Here is an 18,668-nt window from a genome sequence, read left to right on the forward strand (position 1 = left end):
TCGCAGGCCAGACGTCGCGAATCACTCGCCCGGCGCTCGTCTCCAGGGTCTCTGCGCGCAAGTCGAAACCTTCGCTTTCTCGGCCCCGGCTGGCTCAGAAGAACGCCTTCAACAGGCCGATCGCGCCCTGCTTCCAGGGCACGCGGTGGGTCACGCCCGAGCGGCTCTCGAACTCGCTCCGGTGCGCCCGGTACCACTCGAGGTTGCGCACCAGCGCGTCCTTGTTCGAATACCTCGGGGTGTAGCCGAGCACCCGCTCGGCCTTCTCGATCGACACGAACGAGTCCTTCGACGCCGTCTCGTAGACCCACTTGTAGAGCGGCGATACGCCCATCGCCTCGAGCGCGCGCAGGCCGAGCACCGCCGGCGCCGCCGGGAAGGGCACGATCTTCTTGCCCTTGCCCGCGGCGTCGAGCACCGCCTGGTAGTCCTCTCCCATGGTGGTGAAGTCCTTCGCGCCGATGTTGAAGGTGTCGTTGGCGACCGACGCGTCCTTCGTCATGCACAGGGTGATCGCCTCGCAGAGATCGGCCACGTCGAGGAGCTGGTAGCGGTTCTTGCCGTTGCCGATCATGGGGAAGCCCTTGCCGTCGAGCGCCCAGTCGTAGAGCAGGGCGAAGACCCCGAGCCGCTCCGGGCCGATGAAGGACTTGGGCCGGATGATGGGCACCACGAGCCCCCGGCCGCGCTCCTCCAGGCACACGAGCTCGGCCTGGATCTTGGCCTGCCCGTACGGGCCCACGCCGTCGAGCCGGTCGTCCTCGCAGAGCGGATGGTGGTCGGGGATGCCGTAGACAGCCGTGGAGGAGATGTGCACGGCGCGCTCGACGCCGTGGCGGCGCGCGGCGCTCATGACCACGCGGGTGCCGATCACGTCGGTCGTGTAGATCTCCTCCGGCGTGTACAGGGGCAGCGCGGCCGCCGTGTGCACGACGAAGTCCTGCCCCTTCATCGCCTCGTCGACGACCGCTGCGTCGCGGATGTCCCCGCGCACCTCGCGGATGCGCGACCGCTCGGGGTAGTCGAAATCGAGGAGGTCGAGCGACGTGACCTCATAGCCGCGCTCGAGCAGGTGCCGCACCAGATTGATCCCGAGGAAGCCTGCGCCGCCCGTGATCAGGACCTTCTTCTTGCTCATCGTCTTGTAACCTCGCTGCAGGGATAAGGAAAGCCGCCGGCGCTCACGCGCCGCGCGCCTCGATGATGGCCCGCGCCTCGGCCGGGTGGCGCTTGCACTCGAGCAGCGCTCCGAGCAGGAGCGGCGCCACGATGGTGGCGTCCGACTCGATCACGAACATGGGCGTGTCCGCGGTCAGCTTGTCCCAGGTGATCTTCTCGTTGGGCGTGGCGCCGGAGTACGAGCCGCAGGACGTCGTCGAATCGGAGATCTGGCAGAAGTAGGCCCAGGGCTGGGCCGGCTCGTCGAGATCGTACTTGAGCGACGGCACCACGCAGATGGGGAAGTCCCCTGCGATGCCCCCGCCGATCTGGAGGAAGCGTCGTGGACGCCCACTTCGTTCCAGCCATGTTTCACCGAACCTCGGCGACCACGATGGTCGTCCCGGTGGTCTCGGGTCGCGCAGGCCACCAGGGACGCGCTACGGACCGGCGCAGGCCGGGCCGCCATCGCAGCGTCAGGTGGCTTCGGGGGGCACCGTAGCACGAATCGCGAGGATCGTGTCAAGCCCGTCTCGACGGGCGGGAACCGTGCAGGACAGCCAGGCGTCTGGCCACGGACGGCCAGACGTCTAACGTTGCGCACGTGCTCAGTATTGAGCCAGCTTGTCTGAGGGAGGGAAACTCAAGACGATTCGCGCATATCGACGGTGAATCGCCTCGCTCGCCTCACGGCGACAGCGTGACGGACTCCGGGTCGAGCGCGACCTCGTAGTAGCCGTGCGGGTTCCAGGGGAGCGCGACGCCGTTCTGCTTGAGCGTGCCGCCGGTGACGGTCACGCGCACGTACTTGCCCGGCGGGAAGTGGTCGGGGAGCTGCCAGCTGTAGGTCGTGCCGCCGTCGGACGGAGCGCTGGTGCCGGAGGTGACCGCCTTCTGGCCGCGCCAGTAGGCGCCGACGTTGACCACGCTGTCGAGCCACATGTCGCCGAGATCCTTGGCGTGCTTGACGTGATCGACGAAGGCCTGGAGCTGCACGGGCTGATAGGCGCCGTCGCTGCCGCCGGTGAAGCCGTGCACCAGGACGGTGCGCCACTTCTTGGCCGTCCGCGCGCTCGTGACCTGCTCGTCGAACGCCGCCGTGGAGGCGCCGGTCGGGGGGATATAGCAGGGCAGCGTGAACGGATCGGTCGAGTCGTTCGGGCCGATCAGGGCGTTGGACACGCCGCGATTGATGAGGAAGCGCGTCCGGGCGATGCCCGTGTACACCGCCGCGCCGTTCGGGGCCGCCATCGTCCACACCTTGATGCCGAACTTGTCCTCGATGAACTTCGTCGCGGCGTCCGTGTCCGAGCCGTCGTCGTTGCTCGAGTGGCTCTTCGAGTGGTTGCCGAGCTCGTGCCCGTCATCCAGCGCCTTTTGCCACACCGGGTCGTTCGATTCGCTCTTGCCGGTCTGGAGGTAGAAGGTGAACGGCACGCCGAGCGCGTTCAGCGCGTCGTAGTTCTGGATCTGGCTCGAATTCGAGTCGTCGAAGGTGTACGACACGGCGCCCGCGAAGCCGGCCCAGTCGATGACCTTGAATCCGCCGGCCGCGCCGGACGGCTTCGGCACGCCGCCGGCGCCGGGGGCCGGCGGAAGGCCGGAATCGACCGGCGGTGCTTCACCGCCCGCGCCTTCACCGCCCGTTCCGCCGCCGCCGTCGCCACCGCTGCTGGTGGTGGTGGTGGTGCTCGACCCGCTGGTGGTGACTCCGCTGGACGTCGAGGTGGCGCCGCCCTCACCGCTGGAGGTGACGCTGCCAGCCGTGGTGCTGCTGCCGTCCGTCGTCGGCTGGCCACCGGCACCGCCGGTGCCACCCCCATCGTCGTCGCCGCAGCCGCTGAGTTGTAGCGTGCCCAACAACACCAGCGCGCCGAGCGCTGGTGTCAGTGATGCAGGAAAATTCCCAAGGTAGCGCAATCGTGAGAGCTTAGACATGGTGGTAAAGATTCCCACAAGTCGCCGGAATGATCACGCCGCAAGCAGATCGACGTAGCGCACGAGCCGCTCGCCGGTGGCAGGAAGGAGCGAGGGCCGCTTGAGGGAGCGCACCGTCGGATTTGTCCAGCGATACGGCGATCGCGCGAGCATCCCGAGCTTCGCGCCGGCCTCGCGTGCGGCGCCGTGCTCGGCCTCGCGACCTCGTTCATCGTCCCGCTCGCCTGGCCGCGCTACTTCCCCGGAGCGAACGGCCCCATCGACGACCTCCGGGTCCAGGTCCCGCCCTCTCTCACCACGCGATGGACGTGGATTCGATAGCTGACGTCGCCGCCCGCGCCGTCGCGCGCGATCTCGATCTCGTTGTAGCCGTTGTGCTCCTGCACCTCGCGGCTCGAGAGCGACGGCGCCGCGGCGATCCGGATCGTCCAGTCCTCGTGCCGCTCCGGCCACTGCTCCTTGCCGAACCAGCCAGTGTGGCTGTGGCCGTGGAGCACCAGGCAGAACTCCTTGTGGACGAGCGCGTCCTTCACCTCGCCGGCGTTGATCAGGCCGCCGAAGCGGGCGAGCTCGGTGGACGGGAGCGGGGAGACCGGGTGGTGCAGCACCGCGATCCGGATCGGCGCGTGCCATTGCGCCCTGCGCACGCGCTGGAGGTCCGCGTCGTGGACCAGGCCGGGGTCGATGCGCGCCACGTGATCGCGGAGGACCGCGGCGCGGTCGGCATCCGGCTCCTCCATCGCGCCCTGGCGCAGGCGGCCGATCAGCGAGAGGAGCTCGTCCCGCACCGGATCCGCGTCCTCCTGGCCGCCGAACTCCGCCGACCCGAGCAGCGCGAACTCGACGCCGAGATCCGCGTACCGCGCCACCGCGAGGGCCCGCGCCTCCGGGGGATCCTCGAGCCGCGGCCGCGCGCAGCGCGGGTGGTCGTCGAACGCCCTCGCGAAAGGCGCGTGGCGCGCCTGCGTCCCGGCCGGCGCCGGCCTCGCCGCCTGCCGCCAGTCGACGTCGTGATTGCCGCCCACGAGGAGCACGTTGGGCTCGTCCGGCGGCAAGCGGGGGTGATCCGCGAGGTGCCTGCAGAGCTTCTGGAGCCAGACCCGCGCCTCGGCGTACTGCGCGTCGTCGGCCCACTCGGCGATATCGCCGGAGACGACGAGCAGGTGGGGCGCGCGCCCGGCGGCGGCGAGCTCGGCGACGTGATCGACGTAATGGTCGCACACGCGCGGAGGCCCCAGGGCCGGAGCCATCGTGTCGCCGTGCTTGCCCTTCTCCTTCACGTCGACGCGCTCGGCGGATTTCGGCCCGAAGTGGATATCGGAGACGTGGTGGATCCGCAGTGGGCACAGGTTCGCCTCGAGGATCGGGTCGGCGAGGACCGAGCGCCCGCCGCGCCGCTGGACGAGGCCGCAGCGCTCGAGGATATCGACGTTCTCGTCGCGGGGCGCCGCGCCGCGCGCGACCTCGCGGAGCACGCCCCGCTGCGCGTCGGTCAGGCCGTCCTCGAAGACGGCCCGGTGGTAGGCGAACTCCTTGAGCTCGCTGCGCACGCGCGCCGTCCACAGGAGCGTCCATGGCTCCTCGGCCAGATCGGGCGACTGCTCCGCGAGCTCGAAGACGAACTCGAGCAGGAAGGGGTTCCGGCGCCAGATCGCGGGCAGCTTGGGAAGGAGCGCCCTCGACGCGTCGGTGCGGGCGAGCTTGAGCGCCTCGTCGGGCGTGAGCGGGTCGAGGAAGCGCATGTCTTGCGAGGAGAGCAGCCCCGCGTTCCCGCCGGCCGCGCGCTCGAGCGCGACCCACTCGGCGGGGCTCATCGCGAGGAGGACCCTCGTGTTCGCGCGGTAGAGATCGTCGCACCACCTGAGGAAGGCGGTCGCGTCGCGCGGGCTGCCGCCCTTGCCGGCGAGCTGCGGCTCGTCGAGGAGGAGCGTGATCCCGGAAGGGACGACAGGCAGCGTGGGCCCGGCCTTGCGTAGATCCATGTAGCGCACGGCCATCCCGCCGGCGCTGCCGAGGTGGTGCTCGAGCGCCTTGAGCGTCCACGTCTTCCCGGCCCTGCGCGCGCCGACGAGCGGCCAGACGACGCCGTTCGCGGGGAGCGACAGCAGGAGATCCAGGAGGTGGCCGTGATCGCGGACGTCGCGCTCCGGCGAGTAGGGTCTCCTCACGTCGAAAGCGCGCATCACGAATCCTTCCCTCGCTCCCTGGCCACCCGTCGAATCCAGTCGAAGAACGGCGGATCCGCGAGCCATGTCCCGAGCGCGTCGCAGAGTCCCGCGTCGCAGAGGACGGCGACGTCCTCGGAGGGCAGCCTGCGCACCTCGGGCAGCTCCGCGTCGGGCGAGCCGCGGAGCCCGCCGAGCACGGCCCGCGCGCGCCCCGGCAGCTCGGCCCAGCGCGGCCGGAAGAAGGCGGCGTCGCGGTCGAGGAGCAGGCGCTGCTCGTAGAGGTCGCGCACGCCGGCGCGCTCGACGAGCGCGCGGCGGTGGCCCGCGCGGACGGCCTGGACGAGGGCGTAGCCCATGACCTGGAGATAGAAGGGCCACGGGCCGCAGATCTCCACGACCCACCGGGCGGTGCGCTCCGCTTCGACGGGCACGTCCGGAGGCGCGGTGTCGACGAGGAAGCGGATGGCGTCGGCCTCGCCGAGGGGACCGAGGTTGACCGGGGTGACGTCGTTGCCGAACGACGAGCCCGGGGCCGTGTCGAACGCGTGCTCGACGATGGTGACCCAGTCCCAGTGCGAGCCGACGAGGACGACGCTGGTCTGCTCCTGTCCCACGGCGCGCAGCCAGGCGAAGACGGTGGCGTCGGCCTGGTCGAGGTTGGCGACCTCGTCGAGGAGCAGGACGGCGTTGCCGGCGCTGGAGAGGCGGTTACGGAGGGTGAGCGCGGGGGCGGCGTCGGACACGAGGGAGGGGTCGAGGAAGACCGCGAGCTCGTCGGCGGTGCGAATGGGCTCGGCCCGGCCCTCGAGGGTCTGGTGATGGACGGAGCGGGTCGATGAGAGGCGCGCCGCGAGGTGATGGAGGATGGATGTCTTTCCCGAGCGGCGCGGCCCGCGGAGGATCGCGGGGCTGCGGCTCTCGATCAAGGCGAAGAGCTCGGCGAGCACGGGGGCGCGGCCCGGGAGAGAAGGCGCGTCGATGAGGGCCGGACCGGGGCGAAAGGGGTTCGTGAGAGCGCCTGTCGGCGGAGCCTCGACGGCAGGGGGCCTGTCCGTGGAGGCGCGCGGGGGCGCGGAGCTGACAGCTCGGGGCACCAGCGCCACGGGACCCTCGGAGATGAAGCGCTCTTTGCCGTCCCAGGGGACGCCGCCCGCGTAGCCGTGCCTCGCGAGCTCCTCGTCCACATTGTCGCCGCTGAGATCCCCGGCGAGGGCCGCGATCACCTTGTCGGGGCGACGCAGGACGTCGCGAAAGCCGGCCAGGGGCAGATAGAGCGTCGTCCTGGAGTCGGGGCGGCGAAGGGCGAGGCGAGCGCGGTCAGGCTCCGCGTCATCGAGGAGGCAGAAGCCCCCGGGCGTGCGGGCGAGCGCGGTCAGGCCAGCAGACACGAAGGACGCGAGGAGCTTGCGCTGACCCGCGCTCCAGATGCGCACCGTGCCATCGTGCCCCGCGCTGGCCAGCCGATCGCCGCGCGGCTGCCAGGCCATCGCCATGACGCCTCGCGAGTGACCCTCGAGTCGGGCGAGCTCCTCGCCCGTGCCCGCGTCCCAGATGCGCACCGTGCCATCGTGCCCCGCGCTGGCCAGCCGATCGCCGCGGGAGGCCCAGGCCACCGCCGTGACTCCGCGCGTGTGGCCCGCGATCCGGGTGAGCTCCTCGCCCGTCCTGGCGTGCCAGATCCGCACCGTCGCGTCGTCGCCCGCGCTCGCCAGGCGCTCGCCGTCGGGGCGCCAGGCCAGGGCCTTGACGTCGCGCGCGTGACCCTCGAGCTGCGCGAGCTGCCTGCAGGTGCCCGCATCCCAGATCCGCACCGTCTTGTCGTACCCGGCGCTCGCCAGGCGGTCGCCGTCCGGGTGCCAGGCGACCGCCAGGACCCAGTTCGAGTGCTCCGCGAACTGCGCGAGCTCCTGGCCCGTGCTCGGCTCCCAGAGGCGCACCTTGCCATCGTGCCCCGCGCTGGCCAGGCGCTCGCCGCGGGGGTGCCAGGCCAGCCCCAGGACGCCGTTCCGGTGGCCGTCGAGCCGCGCGAGCCCCTCGCCGGTCGCTGCTTCCCAGATGCGCACCGTCTGGTCGTCTCCCGCGCTGGCAAGGCGCTTGCCGTCCGGGCTCCAGGCCAGGGTCAGCACCCAGTTGGAATGACCCTCCAGCAGGTTCAGCAGCTTGCCAGTCCGGGTGTCCCAGACGCGCACCGCGCCGTCGTGCCCTGCGCTCGCCAGCCGGCTGCCGAGCGGGTGCCAGGCCAGGGCCAGGACGCCGCTCAGGTGACCCTCGAGCCGCGCGAGCTCGTGGCCGGAGCCTGCATCCCAGATACGCACCATGTTTGCGTCACCCGCGGTCGCCAGACGCCTGTTGTCCGGGTGCCACGCCACCGCCCTGATCCAGTTGGCGTGGCCCTCGAGCCGCGCGAGCTCCTGGCCCGTGCTCGCGTCCGAGATGCGCACGGTGTTGCCGTTGCCCGCGCTGGCCAGTCGCTTGCCGTCCGGGCGCCAGGCCAGGGCCGTGACCCCGCTGGAGCGGCGCTCGAGCCGGGCGATCTCGTTCCCTGTGCTCACGTCCCAGATGCGCACGGTGTTGCCGTCGCCCGCGCTGGCCAGGCGCTTGCCGTCCGGGTGCCAGGCCACGGCCGCGACCCCCTGCGCGTGCCCCTCGAGCCGCGCGACCTCCTTGCCGGTGCCCGCATCCCAGATGCGCACGGTGTTGCCGTGGCCCGCGGTCGCCAGGCGCGTGCCGTCCGGATGCCATGCGACTGCCTTCACCACGCCCATGTGGCGCTCGAGCTGAGCGAGCTCCTGGCCCGTGCTCGGCTCCCAGATGCGCACCGTGTGGTCGTCGCTCCCGCTGGCCAGGTGCTCGCCGTCCGGGTGCCAGGCCACGGCTCTCACCCAGTCGGAATGGCCTTCGAGCCGGGCGAGCTCCTTGCCGGTACCAGCGTGCCAGACCCGCACCGTCATGTCGTATCCAGCGCTGGCCAGGCGCTCGCCGTCCGGGCGCCACGCCACGATCAGGACCCAGTCGGAGTGGCCCTCGAGCCGAGCGAGCTCCTTGCCGGTGTCCGCGTGCCACAGGCGCACGGTATGGTCGTATCCCGCGGTCGCCAGGCGCTTTCCGTCCGGGGACCACGCGAGCGTGTTGATGGTGCCGGTGTGTCCGGACACCAGCTCTGCGTAGGCGAGGGGAGGCGTCGCGGCGAGCCTCCGCGTGCGCTCCAGCAGCGCGCCCCTCCCCGCGATCGCGCAGGCGCTGAGGTCGGCGCCTTCGGCCTGCACGCCGCTCCAGCGGCATCCGGTCCAGGTCGATTGCCGGAGGATGGCGCCGCTGAGCTGCGCCTGCTCGACGATGGCCCCCTTCGCCTCGGCCTGCGTGAAGTCCGTTCGGTGCGCGGTCGCGCGCCGGAGGACCGTCCCGTCGAGCTTCGCGCCCGACAGCGTAGCTCCGCTCAGCGCGGCTTCCGTCAGGTCGGCTCCGGACAGGTCGGCGCCGGCGAGATTCGCGTCCTTCAGGTTCGCGCCGACGAGCGGCGCGCCGCGCAGGTCCTCGCCGGTGAGCTGCACGCCGTGGAGATCCGCGCCCTCCGGGAGCCACCCGGCCGTCTCCTCCGCCCACCGCGCGAGGCCGAGCAGCAGCCGGAGGGCGTTCTCGGCCGGCTCGCGCGTCGAAGGGGTCAGCTGCCTGTCCATCTTCAAGAACGACTGGACGGAGCGCACCGCCCCTGCGCGCCGCGGCTCGCCGGACGTCCTCAGGATCTCTCCCACGAACGCCGCTATCTCTCTCGTGATCGGCTTGGTCCGGAGCGCCTCGAGCGGCCGCTCGGCCAGCGTCGCCACCAGCGCGCGCGCCAGGAAGTACTCGAGGAACGACTTGTGCGCGAAGCGGTAGCCGTCGCTGCCCTCCTGCACGAGGAACGTCCCCCCCTGGAGGTCCAGGAACGCGGCGTCCGCCGGCATGCCCTCGGGCAAGAAGCGGAAGAGCCGAGCGCGGACCGACTGCTGGAGCTCCTGCCAGGTGCAAACCGGCCGGCCGGACCGCCAGAGCTGCTCGGCGAGCGCCTCGGCGAACTCCTTCTTCTGCTCGTCGGTGAAGCACCTGGGGTCGTGCTTCCGCGTGTTGTCGAGCCACCGCCGCAGGTACGCCTCGTACAGGTCGGCTCGCCCGACCTTCGCCCCCGAGGCGAGGTCGTCCAGGGTGGCCAGCACCATCCCGAGCAGCAGCGGCCGGTGCACGAGATCCTTGAGGTCGTAGATCGCAGCGATGCGCGAGAGCGCCGCCGCCGCGCCGTCCTCTCCGCGGATCTGCAGCACGAGATCGCGCACCTGCGCGTCCGTGAACGGCTGGATGGTGAACCGCCGGATGCCAGGGGACGTGCCGGACGCCTGAGCGGACCCGTTCTCCGTGGCCATCGCGGCGTGCGCCTCGGCGGGGAAGTCGTCATCTCGCGAGGAGACGACCACCTTCCCGCCGCCCGCCGCGACCTCGAGCAGGCTGGAGCGCCGCCCGGCGAGCTCGGAGGCCTCGAGGCGGGTGGCCATCTCGTCGAATCCGTCGAAGCAGGGTACGAGGTGCCGGTGGCGAATCAGCAGGCGCAGGGCGGCGCGGTTCGCGGGGAGGTCCGGGGCCCCGGCCGCCTGGAGCAGGAGCTGCTCCGGGTTCATGTCGGGAGAGGCCCCTGCCAGGTTGACGAGCAGGGGTCTCGGCCCTTCGGCTGACGCCCACCGCCGCTCGGCCCACGACGCGAGCGCGGTGGACTTCCCCAGGCCGAACTCGCCGAGCACCAGCGCGATCTTCTCGCCCGACGAGAGCCACGCGTCGAGGGCGCCGAGGAGGGGCGTGGGCTCATCGTGCCCGTCGAGGCGGGCGTCGGGCTCGACGAACTGCCCCGCGACCTCGCGCAGGCGCTGCTCACGGAACGCCGCGACGATGGTGCGCGCGCCGTCGAAGCCGGGGAGCAGGCGCCCGATCCGGCGCGCCAGCGCGTCCGGCGGGATCGGCTCGAGCGTGGCGTTCACCAGCCCTGACCCGGCGGCCGCCGCGGGCAGCTTCTCCCACTCTCGCCTGGGCTCTGCCCAGCGCTCGTGACCGTCGGTCCACAGCAGGGCCCACCCTTCGTCCCGGAGGGATGCAACCATGAGCGTGCACGAGGTAGGGCGGCCTTCAGGCCAGACGCCGACCGCCACCACGTGCTCGCTGCCCTCTGCCACCGCGAGGAGATAGAGGGTGTCTGCGGAGACGATCTGATGCTCGGAGAACGGCGGAGTGGGCTCTCTCGTGCTCAGCTCGGCGGCCAGGCTTTGCGGTGCCCCGGCGCCGCCGGAGGCGCGCGGCACGTCGTCGGCCGTCCTCGCGCGGAAGTCGGATGGCTGTCGCCGAAAGGAGAGCGTCCAGCCCCGGTGCGTCTGCGTTCCCAGCGCCGCCAGGTTCAGCCGTCCTGGCAGCTCGACCCGCACCTCCGCCGGCAGCGAGCTCTCCCGCTCTTCGCCGCTCGCCTCCGGCGCGCCGCGTACTGCCTGCGCGACGGCGCTGAGCGCCGCCATCCCGTCGGCTGTCCACTCTCCGTTGCCGCGCTTCGCGTCCACTGCCTTCCGGAGGCGCGCCTCGACCTCGACGAACCCGGCCTCCCGCGCCTCCCGCTCGGTCATCCACGCAAACACGACGTCGGCGGCCGCCCCTGCCATCGCCGCCCGCAGGACATCGAGCGGCAGCACCTCCGGCGGGATGATGACCTCCCGCGTGAACTGCCGTATCTCCTCGACGCGGGTCACCTTGTCGAGCTCGCCGTACAGGCGGCGCAGCCGCCTCCCTCGGGCCGCGGCCCCGGACAGGGCGCCTGCGTTCAACAGCACATCGCGCGCTTCCTCGAGCCGCGCCACGAGCGCCTCCAGCGCCGCGTCGTCGTCCCGCCCGAGCATCTCCCGCGCCCCGTCGAGCCACCGCGCGTAGGCCTCTCCCGCCGGATGGCCCCGGTACACGAGGGTCGCCTCGGCCACCGGCACGACGGGCCGCGGCGCCGTGGGGCGCGCGGGACGACCGACGCCGGCGCTCGTCCGCCCGTACCCGAGGTCGATGTCCGCGACGATCACCCCTTCATCGCCCGGATCGAGGTACCCCGCACGATCAGGGAATCGTCGCAGCTCATGGGCCTGGGCTTCGTCGACGTGGATCGTGGTCCCGCCGCCTTCGGCTCCATCGGCGTAGAGCACGGGCCGCCCATACCGGCGCGCCTGTTCCCAGACCGTTCCCGCGAGCTCTGGTAGCGTGGTGTGCGGCGTCGCGCTGGGCACCGCGAGGAAGCGGCACGCGCCGAGCCGCTCCGCGCCGGCCGCGCGGTGCGGCTCGCCCTCGCGAAGCAGGAAGTCGAGACAGACCATCACGCCCATGGGGCCCGGGAGGCCATCCGGCATCTCCAGAGGCGTCCAGGCCTCGCCCGCGCGCATCGTGCTCCGCTCCACCGCCGCCGCGTTCCGCTTCGCTTGCAGGGCGAGCAGCCTGCCGCTGTGGAGCACCGGGCACACCGACTGTCCGATCGCCGGGAGCGCGGTCGCGCCGAGCCGCTCGTACGCCCCGGACCGCCGCGCCGCGCGATCCACGGTGTGCGACCCCGCCACGACGACCATGTCCGCCGCGGCCTCGGCGACGCCCCCGAGGATCTCCCACGGGACGCTGTACTCGGGAAAGACGACGATCCTCGCTCCGTACTCCCGGCAAGCCGAGAGGATCGCCCGGATCCGCGCGAGCAACTGCGCGCCGTACGCCTCCCGGATGCGCCGCCGGAGCGCGTCGAGCTTCGGCTTGATCGACTCGGGCACCTCACCCCGCGACGGGAGCAGCGAGTCCGATGCCGCCCTTGGATCGAAGAGCGGGTCCTCGAGCGGCGATCTCCGATCCAGGACGATCGCCGGGTGATAGGCGAGCTGCACGACGGCAACCCGCGTGGTCGTGGATCCCCCCACTGCTCTCTGCATTCGCTCGCTCGATCTCCGCCCGCGCTCGCTACTCGCCGAGCAGCGCCGCGGCCGCCTCCAGGGGCACCTCGACGCGCAGCCAGAAGCCGCCCTTCGCGCGGCGCGCCTCGACGGTCGCCCCCTTGGCCCCGCGCTTCCGCAGCGCCGCCTGCGCCGCCCGGGCCGCCGACCTGGCCCGTTGTTCCTCGGGGTCTCGCCGCTTCGGCCCTGCAGCCTGCGTGCGCACCTTGCCGGCCTCAGCGGTCAGCTCGCGGACCGAGATCTCCTCGAGGCTCTTCCCCGCGACCGTGGCCCCCTGATCGAGGAGCCACGCCGGCGTGTCGACCTCCGGCGTCGCCGCCGTGTACCGCGTGAGCGCGTAGGCCTTCTCCGGCCCGAGCGCCAGGGCCCTGTCGCGCGGGAGCGCCGCGACGACGCCGATGAGCTTCTTGGCCTGGCTCAGCCCCATGAGGTCGCGCGCCTTGAGCATCTCCCCGAACGAGGCGTGCCCGAGCGCGAGATACAGCTTCTTGCGCTGGAGCTCCCGCAGCGCCTCGCCGATCTCGTAGAAGTCCTCCGCGATGCGCGCCTTGCGCCGCTCGATGAGCTCCAGCAGCGCCTGTGCCCGCTTCTCGGCCGCGGCGCCGCCCTTCGTCGCCTCCGCTCCGACCCGCGCGAGCGCGCCGCTCGCGGGCGCCGACGCGTTGCTCGCAGGCCTTCGCTTGCCCGCAGCACCCGAGCTTTTCCCCGTCTTCCCCGCCATCCGGTGCTCCTTGTCTGCGCCCCGAGGCCGCGAGGCTATCGCGCGGGCGCGGCGCGTGGAAGCGAAAGCGGAGCATAAGGCTGTCCGTGGCCAGACGTCTGGCTGTCCGTGGCCAGACGTCTGGCTGTCCGTGGCCAGACGTCTGGCTGTCCGTGGCCAGACGTCTGGCTGTCCGTGGCCAGACGTCTGGCTGTCCGTGGCCAGACGTCTGGCCACGCCGGCGGGAGCCACGCCGTCGGCCGCATCGGGCGGCGCTCCTGGCCGGAGCACGGCCGCGCTCGGCCACTGGCACGCTTGCTCTCGAGCGATGTCCGATGTGGCGTCACGCAGACGTCTGGCCATGATCTGGCCAGAGCAGCGGTGCGCGCGCTGCGTGAGCAGAAAGTGAGATCATTGTGCCGTCATCCACGTAAGTGCTAACGCGCGCTGAACGGCGCGCTTTTGGTCTCGTCAAAGCGTGTTTTGGACTTGGATATCGTCTGCACGCATGCGAGCCTGAACCCGCCATGCGAAACCGGTTCGATCGACTGGCAAAGGACGTTGCCCAGGAGGGGCTCGGGCCGACTGGCAAGGTCGTGACGAATGCGGAGGTCGCCGGAGAGACGCAGCACGCCGACGTGTGGTATGAGCCCGATCCGGCGCGCGCTTCGGGGCGAGATCGGCTCGGGCTCCTCGGCCGGATCGCGGCCACGGCGTGCACCATCGAGGCGTACAGCGACACGCCGAGCGCGGACGAGGCGCGCGCGTGCTTGCAGAAGCACCTCGGCGCGTGGCGGAGCCTCGCGGGCCGGGAGCGCGCGGCCGAAGCGCCGTTCCTGTGGATCATGTCGACCGGCCGACCAGCGGCCGTGCTCGACGGACTGCGCGTGACGCCGATGGCTGGCTGGCCCGCGGGCGTGTACGAAGGCCCCGGCTTGCTGCGGACCGTGGTCGTCGTGCTCGGCGAGCTGCCGCGCGAGCGCTCGACCCTCCTCATCCGCCTGATGGGCGGCGGGCGCGTGCTCCGCGAGGCGATCGAGGAGCTCCGCCAGCTCCCGGACGACGCGCCGGAGCGCGCCATCGCGGTCGGTCCTCTGCTACGCTTCCGGTCGGCGATCACGGGACACGGGCCGGCGACGCCGGAAGAAGAGGAGTTCGTGATGACCACCCAGGAGCTCGTCGAGCAGTTCATCGAGCAGGGGCGCACGCAGGTGATGCAGGCGATGGCGCAAAGCACCATCGCGCTGTACGAGGCGCGGTTCGGAGCGATGCCGTTGGCGCTGCGGTCCGCCGTGGAAGCCATGCGCGATCTGGCGACGCTTCAGAAGTGGAACCTGCTCGCCGGCACCGGGAAGCGCGAAGAGGTGGACGACGCCTTCTCCGCGGGCGCTGCCGGACGCTCATCCTGACCTTCGCCGCTCCGTTTCCAGGCGGCGCTCACCGGACCCGGGCTGACGATGCCGGAAGAAGAGGAGTTCGTGATGACCACCCAGGAGCTCGTCGAGCAGTTCATCGAGCAGGGGCGCACGCAGGGGATGGCGCAAGGCACCATCGTGCTGTACGAGGCGCGGTTCGGGTCGATGCCGCCGGCGCTACGGTCCGCCGTGGAAGCCATGCGCGATCTGTCGACGCTTCAGAAGTGGATCCTGCTCGCCGGCACCGGGAAGCGCGAAGAGGTGGACGACGCCCTCTCCGCGGGCGCTGCCGGACGCTCGTCCTGACCTCCGCTGCCACGCTTCCGGGCGGCGATCGCCGGACCCGGGCCGGCGACGCCGGAAGAAGAGGAGTTCGTGATGACCACCCAGGAGCTCATCGAGCAGCTCATCGAGGAGGGGCGCAAGCAGGGGATGGCGCAGGGGATCGTCCAGGGGATCGCGCAAGCCACCATCGCGCTGTACGAGGCGCGGTTCGGATCGATGCCGCCGGCGCTGCGGTCCGCCGTGGAAGCCATGCGCGATCTGCCGACGCTCCAGAGGTGGATCCTGCTCGCCGGCATCGGGAAGCGCGAAGAGGTGGACGACGCCCTCTCCGCGGGCGCTGCCGGACGCTCATCCTGACCTCCACCCCCCGGCGCCCGCGGGCGCGTACGCGCCCGCGAGCTCGGCGCTCCCCCCGCAGCAGCGGCCGCCACGAGCGCCGGTGGCATCGACCGGCTCATCCGGCCGCGATCCCGGCGCCCGCCGCACCGCCGATGGCCCCGTGACGCGCCGTCGAGCGCTCCGGCCGGCGCTGGGAGCGGCGATCCTCGGCGCGATGGCGCTCTCCCTCGCAGGCGACGCGCACCGCCCGCCGGCGCCCGCTACGCCCGCGTCCCCGGCGCCCGCGCCGCCCCTCGAGGTGGAGTTCGCCGGGTGCAGCGCCGTGCACGCCGGCCCCGCCTGCGCGCTGCCCGGCGACCGGACCCTCCGCCTCTGGGTGAAGGCCCCCATGGACGCCCGCGTCGTGATCGAGGTCGACGCGACCGTCGCGGCGGACGCCCCGCTCGCCGCGCTCGACGGCGCGCCCGTCCAGGGAGGCGTGCTGGCGCGCGTCCCCGTCCCCGACGGCGCACGCGCCCTCTCGGTGACCGCCGAGCGGGACGGCGCGCGCGCTTCCTTCCGTTTGCCGCTCCTCCCGCCCCTCGACGCGCCCCGGCTGCAGGAAGCCGAGGCGCTGCGCCGGAACGGCAAGCTCGACGAGGCGTCCTCGGCGCTCGACGCGCTGGCGTCCGGCCCGGATTCCGCCGTCCAGGCCCTCGCCATCGGCAAGCGCGCGCGCGTCGACCTCGCGCGCGGCAGGATCCCGGAGGCGATCGCGGGCTTCGAGGCGTCGATCAGCGCGCACCGGGCGGCGGGGCGCGTGTCCGACGAGTTCCTCGACCGCTTCGCGCTCTCGTACACGCTCCTCTACAACGGGCGCAGGTTCGCGGAGGTCCGGGCGGCGCTCGGCGCGCTCCGGCCGCTCGAGGCGATCCACCCCGAGGGGCGCGCGCTGAAGCCGTACTACGAGGCGCTGCTCTCGGCCGAGTCCGGCGACCTGCGCGCGGCGCTCCGGCAGCTCGACGCGTCGGCCGCGGGCGCCGAGCGGCTCGGCCTCGGCGGCCACCGGCTCCACGTGCTGCAGATGCGCGCCGACCTGCTCCAGACGCTGGGCAGGCCGCTGGAGGCGCAGGCGCTCCTGCGCGAGGTGAAGGCGCTGTTCCCGGCCAGCAGCGCCCCGTGCGAGCAGGCCTCCCTGCTGAACGATATCGGCTGGAACGCGCTCCACGTCGCGTGGGCGAGCCGCGGATCGAGCGGGCCGCTCGCGGACGCGGAGGCGCCGCTCTCCGCCGCGCTCGCGCTGTACCGGGGCCCGTGCCCGAGGCCGGCGGAGCAGGCCAACGTGCTGACGAACCTGGCTCTGGCCAAGCTCGAGGCCGGGCAGACGGCCGCGGCGCGCGCCCTCCTCGACGAGGCCCGGCGGACGGACCCGCGCCCCGACGCCCGCGTCGCGATGTACTGGATCGAGATCGAGGGGCGCATCGCGCTGCGCAGCGGCAACCCCGCGAGCGCGCTGCGGATCTACGATCGGCTCTCGCGGCTCGCGGAGGCGAGCGAGCTGCCGGAGGGCCGCTACCGGGCGGCGCTCGGCCGCGGGCGGGCGCTCGAGGCGCTGGGGCAGCTCGACGCCGCCATCGCGGCTTACGAGGGCGCGGAGGCGGTGCGGAGCGACCTCGGCCTGCTCGTGCCGCTCGGCGAGGGCAGGGGAGGTTACCTCGGCCGCTTCGAGGAGAGCGCGCGGCTGGAGGTCGACCTCCTGCTCCGGCGCGACCCGCGGCGCGCCCTCCGCGCCGCCCGGCGCTCGCGCGCCCTCGCGCTCGCGGCGCTCCGGTGGATCGACGGCATCGAGGCGCTCGGCGGCGAGGAGCGGGCGCGCTGGGAGAGCGCCCTCGCGGCCTACCGCGACGCGCGCGCGGCCTTCGACGAGGAGGGCCGCGACGACTGGCGGCTCTCGTCGGACGAGCTCGAGGCGGCCAGGGCGGCCCGCGCGTCGCGCGGCCGGTCGATCCGGGCGCTGCTCGACGAGGCGCTGTTCCTGGCGAGGCGCGGGGAGCCCGCCCTGGCGGCGCTCGCGGAAGCGCCCGCGCTTGCAGAGGGCGAGCTGATGCTCGTGCTCCACCCGATCCGCGACGGATGGGCCGGCTTCGCCGTCTCCCGCGGCGGCGTCGCGGCCCGCCGCCTGCCGGCGCTCGACCTCTCGTCCCCGGCCGCGGAGCTCTCCGCGGGGCTGCTCGCGCCGTTCGCGGCGCCGCTCCGCGCGGCCGTGCGCCTCCGCGTCGCCGCCCACGGCGAGCTCGACCGCATCGACTTCCACGCCCTGCCCTGGGACGGCGCGCCGCTCGTCGCCCGCATGCCGGTGACGTACGGCCTGGACCTGCCCGAGCGCGGCGCCCGGCCCGCGGGCGGCGCCGGTGCGATCCGGGCCGCGGATGCCGCCGGCGTGCCTCCAGCCGCGGGCGCCGCCGGCGCGACCCGTCGTCCTGCGGACGCCGCCAGCGCGCCCCGGGCCGCGCTCGTCGTCGCCGATCCCCGGCGCGATCTGCCGGCCGCGCGGCGCGAGGCGGACGCTGTCGCGAGGGCGCTCGAAGGGCGGGGGCTCCGCGTCGAGCGGCTGTCGGGCGGGCTCGCCACGCACCGCGCGGTCGCCGGCGCGCTGGAGCAGCCCGGGATCGAGCTCTTCCACTACGCGGGTCACGGCTTCTTCGGCGGCCTCGACGGCTGGGACAGCGGCCTCGCGCTCGCCGGCGGGAGCGAGCTCGCCGTGGGCGACATCCTCGCGCTGCGCCGAGCGCCCGCGCGGGTGGTCCTGTCCGGCTGCGACACGGCGCGTACCGAGGCCTCGCCCGGGGCGCGCGGGCTCGGGCTCGGCCTCGCCCAGGCGCTCCTCGTCGCCGGCGCTCGCTCGGTCATCGCGGCGACGCGCCCTGTCGACGACGCGCTGGCAGAGCGGGTGATGGCCGCGCTCTACGCCGACGAGCAGCCCGGCGAGCAGCCCGGCGAGCAGCCCGGCGAGCAGCGGGACCCCGGCGCCCAGCTGCGCGAGGCGACGCTCGCGGCGTTGCGCGCGGATCCGTCGTGCGACTGGGCCAGCTTCCGGGCGCTCGTCCCCTGACGCACCCGGGAATCCGAGAAATGAACTGCGGCTGTCAGAGGCCGGGCGGCGGCGGCGAAGAATAGATCGATCCCGGAAACCCCTCACGGAGGATAGGAATCATGCGTGCTCTGGTCTTCGGTCTGAGCTCCCTTGTTCTCATCGCGTGCGGTCCGTCGATGGACGCCGTGCCTGCCGAATCGGTCGCGGGCACAGGGCAGGCGGCGCAGGCGCTGTCGATCGATCCGCGGCTGCAGCGGCCAGGTCGGACCGGGGACCCCCGGCCCAAGCCGGTCATCCCCCAGTGCGGCGCGTGCGGGACGTACGTCTGGAGCAATTCGACGCTCTACCTGGCCATCGACCGCATGGCCGAGATGCCCACGGTCTCGCTGACGCTGTACTCGACGACCGGTAAGAGGCTCACGACGTCCCCGCCGCTCCAGCCGATACCCGCCAGCGGCGGCCACGGGAAGGCTTCCTACCTCGTGCCCCGGGCAGCCACGGAGAACGTGGGGTGGGGCAGCGTGCAATGGCAGGAGCAGGGCGAGTCGCAGCAGGTCAGCATCGACGTGCAGAGCAAGTGGGGCGGGTGGCCCAGCCAGGCTCACCGATGAGATG

10 protein-coding genes and 1 pseudogene are annotated in these 18,668 nt (G+C 72.9%); 5 read left to right on the forward strand and 6 right to left on the reverse strand.

The window, feature by feature from the left end:
* Nucleotides 1-94: 94 nt before the first annotated feature.
* The 6 genes and pseudogenes from WME85_RS16365 to WME85_RS16390 all read right to left on the reverse strand — a co-directional run bounded on the left by WME85_RS16365 (nucleotide 95) and on the right by WME85_RS16390 (nucleotide 12,962).
* Nucleotides 95-1,138, reverse strand: a complete 1,044-nt coding sequence (locus WME85_RS16365) for an NAD-dependent epimerase/dehydratase family protein (protein WP_437839302.1) — start codon at nucleotides 1,136-1,138, stop codon at nucleotides 95-97.
* A 43-nt stretch (nucleotides 1,139-1,181) separates the two neighbouring features.
* Nucleotides 1,182-1,496, reverse strand: a pseudogene (locus WME85_RS16370) (deoxyhypusine synthase family protein); the annotation flags it as partial.
* 349 nt (nucleotides 1,497-1,845) lie between these two features.
* A complete protein-coding gene (locus WME85_RS16375; RefSeq protein ID WP_437839304.1) occupies nucleotides 1,846-3,024 on the reverse strand; it encodes a polysaccharide deacetylase family protein in 1,179 nt (392 codons plus the stop codon).
* 305 nt (nucleotides 3,025-3,329) lie between these two features.
* Nucleotides 3,330-5,279 carry a metallophosphoesterase family protein gene (locus tag WME85_RS16380; RefSeq protein ID WP_437839306.1) on the reverse strand — a complete coding sequence of 650 codons (1,950 nt, stop codon included), beginning with the start codon at nucleotides 5,277-5,279 and terminating at the stop codon, nucleotides 3,330-3,332.
* The gene (locus WME85_RS16385; RefSeq protein WP_437839308.1) at nucleotides 5,279-12,220 is read right to left on the reverse strand and encodes an eIF2A-related protein; all 6,942 of its coding nucleotides are present in this window, start codon (nucleotides 12,218-12,220) and stop codon (nucleotides 5,279-5,281) included. Before WME85_RS16385 ends, WME85_RS16380 begins: the two co-directional genes overlap by 1 nt.
* 28 nt (nucleotides 12,221-12,248) lie before the next feature.
* Nucleotides 12,249-12,962, reverse strand: coding sequence for a hypothetical protein (locus tag WME85_RS16390; RefSeq protein ID WP_437839311.1), 714 nt, complete (start codon nucleotides 12,960-12,962; stop codon nucleotides 12,249-12,251).
* Nucleotides 12,963-13,468: 506 nt separating this feature from the next.
* On the opposite strand from WME85_RS16390, the gene WME85_RS16395 reads away from it, so the two are divergent.
* From WME85_RS16395 to WME85_RS16415, 5 genes are all read left to right on the forward strand, one after another.
* Nucleotides 13,469-14,350 carry a hypothetical protein gene (locus WME85_RS16395; protein ID WP_437839314.1) on the forward strand — a complete coding sequence of 294 codons (882 nt, stop codon included), beginning with the start codon at nucleotides 13,469-13,471 and terminating at the stop codon, nucleotides 14,348-14,350.
* 72 nt (nucleotides 14,351-14,422) lie between these two features.
* Nucleotides 14,423-14,662: a hypothetical protein gene (locus WME85_RS16400; protein WP_437839317.1), complete on the forward strand. Its 240-nt coding sequence runs from the start codon at nucleotides 14,423-14,425 to the stop codon at nucleotides 14,660-14,662.
* A 72-nt stretch (nucleotides 14,663-14,734) separates the two neighbouring features.
* The gene (locus WME85_RS16405) at nucleotides 14,735-14,998 is read left to right on the forward strand and encodes a hypothetical protein (protein ID WP_437839319.1); all 264 of its coding nucleotides are present in this window, start codon (nucleotides 14,735-14,737) and stop codon (nucleotides 14,996-14,998) included.
* Between the two features lie 142 nt (nucleotides 14,999-15,140).
* Nucleotides 15,141-18,071 carry a CHAT domain-containing protein gene (locus tag WME85_RS16410; protein ID WP_437839321.1) on the forward strand — a complete coding sequence of 977 codons (2,931 nt, stop codon included), beginning with the start codon at nucleotides 15,141-15,143 and terminating at the stop codon, nucleotides 18,069-18,071.
* Nucleotides 18,072-18,172: 101 nt separating this feature from the next.
* The gene (locus WME85_RS16415) at nucleotides 18,173-18,664 is read left to right on the forward strand and encodes a hypothetical protein (protein WP_437839324.1); all 492 of its coding nucleotides are present in this window, start codon (nucleotides 18,173-18,175) and stop codon (nucleotides 18,662-18,664) included.
* Nucleotides 18,665-18,668 lie beyond the last annotated feature (4 nt).

The sequence above is a fragment of the Sorangium sp. So ce1153 genome (assembly GCF_051521595.1).
GTDB lineage: Bacteria > Myxococcota_A > Polyangia > Polyangiales > Polyangiaceae > Sorangium.